At 76.9% G+C, this 1984-nt stretch carries 2 protein-coding genes; both read right to left on the bottom strand.

Annotation, left to right across the window (positions count from 1 at the left end):
• On the bottom strand, positions 1-924 hold a 924-nt coding region (locus tag FDA94_RS38850; protein ID WP_212735713.1), incomplete at its 3' end, for a hypothetical protein.
• A partial coding sequence (locus FDA94_RS38855; protein ID WP_137252009.1) for an ABC transporter permease occupies positions 924-1984 on the bottom strand: 1061 nt, incomplete at its 5' end. The genes FDA94_RS38855 and FDA94_RS38850, both read right to left, overlap by 1 nt.

The following is a 1984-nucleotide window of genomic DNA, read 5'->3' on the forward strand; positions in this document are numbered from 1 at the left end:
CGAGGCGGTCACCGCCGCCTGGCGGGACGACAGCCCGGCCGCGCGCAGCGGGCGCAGCGCCGCCGCCCCGGCCGCGACGTAGCGGCTCACCGACTGGCCCACCAGCACCAGCGCCGCCGCCAGCGCGGCCAGCCCGAACGCCAGCAGCACCACCGCGCCGAACCGGGCCACCTCGCGGTCGCGGTCGGAGATCCGCGAGGACATCTCCCACAGGTCGAGGTCGTGCCGCCCGGTGATCCGGGCCAGCCCCTCCTGGAACCCGGCCAGGTCGCCCTTCAGCCGGACCAGCGCGTTGGCGTAGGAGACGCCGGGCTGCTCCAGGTTGGCCCGATGGGCCGCCAGGAAACCGGGCCCAGGGAACACGTAGCCCGGGTGGTCGACCTCGTCGCGGAACCACGTCGACCGGACCACCCCCACCACCCGGACGGTCACCACCGGCCCCTTCGCCGCCCACCAGTCGCCCGAGGCGAACTGCCGGGGGTCGAAGAGCCGCACGTCGAGGGCGTCACCCGGCCGGTGGCCGGTCGCGGCCGTGACGACCACCTCGTCGGCGGCGGCCGGATCCCACATGCGGCCCGCCAGCACGACGGGCCGTTCGACCGTCAGGCCGAACTGGTCGTCGGCCGCCGGGAACCAGCCGAGCCCGCGCCCCCGGACCTCGATGGAGGTGATCAGGTAGGCCCCCAGCGCCTCGACCTGTGGCAGCGCCCGGACCTTCGCCCAGTCGAGCCCGGGGATGTTCGCCAGCACGTTGTGCGTCGCCGGGACCGACGCCGCCCTCAGCCGGTCGACGGCCGAATCGGCCCGCCGGGCCCCGGCCAGGGCGGTCAGCACGGTCGTCACGGCCAGCGCCACCAGCACCGCCAGCGTCGTCAGCGACCGCGCCCGGTTGCGCAGCTCCAGCCGCACCCAGAGCCCCGTCATCACTCGGCCCTCAGGACGTGGGCGACCCGCAGCCGGGACAGGGCCCGGCCCGGCCACACGGCCAGCAGGGCCGCGATCAGCAGCGCGACCGGCGCGGCCAGCGCCAGCGCCCAGACCGCCACCGGCGGGTGGTGGTGGATCGGCCACAGGTCGGTCACCAGCCGCCACAGCGTCCGGCCGAGCGCGATCCCGAGCGGCACCCCGAAGGCCAGCCCGACCAGGGCCAGCACCCCGGCCTGGGTGACCACGATCCGGCGCGCCTGGCGGGGGGTCAGCCCGAGGGCCCGCAGCACCGCCACCTCGTGGGTCCGGCGGCGGACGGCGGTGGCCAGCACGTGCCCGACGGCGCCGACCGCCAGCAGGGCCAGGAAGGCGGCCAGCGCGACCGGCAGGACGGCCAGCTCGTTGAGCTCGGCGACCTCGACCGGGGGCCCGGCGGGCCAGGCCGGCAGGTCCCCGGTGCCGAGCGTGGCCGGGTCGACGCCGGGGCGCAGCCCGACGAGGATCGAGCGGAACTTGTAGCCCGTGCCGAACAGGCGGGTGAACCCCTCGGAGGTGACCGTGCCGCCCCGGTCGTAGGGGTTGTGCCGGCCGATCGTGGTGAAGCCGACACCGGTCACCGTGAACGTGGCCGTGCCGGGCTCACCGGCCAGCGGGATCTCGTCTCCGACGCCGACTCCGAGGTCCCGGGCGGTGCTCAGGGCGAGCGCGATCTCGCCGGGCGTGGCGGGCGGGCGTCCGGACAGCAGGACCAGCGGCAGGTCGCCCTTCGTGTGCAGGGCCACCCGGGTCTCGCCGGTCTCCGCGACGGCCGTCCGGTCGTCGGTCACCCCGGTGACCCTCGGGTCGGCGCGCAGGGCCGCGAGCGCGGCGAGCGCCGCCGACGGGTCGGCGGCCGTGCCGTCGCCGCCGCCGAGGAAGATCTCCGCCTGGTGGGTCTGTCCGAACCGCTCGGGGTGCGACCCGGCGTCGGTGACCCCGGCGTGGAAGGTGAACGCCGCCAGTACCCCCAGCACCCCGACCACCGAGCCGAGCAGCGCGGGCCGGGTGGGCACGCCCG

Source organism: Herbidospora galbida (assembly GCF_005233835.1).
Lineage (GTDB): Bacteria > Actinomycetota > Actinomycetes > Streptosporangiales > Streptosporangiaceae > Herbidospora > Herbidospora galbida.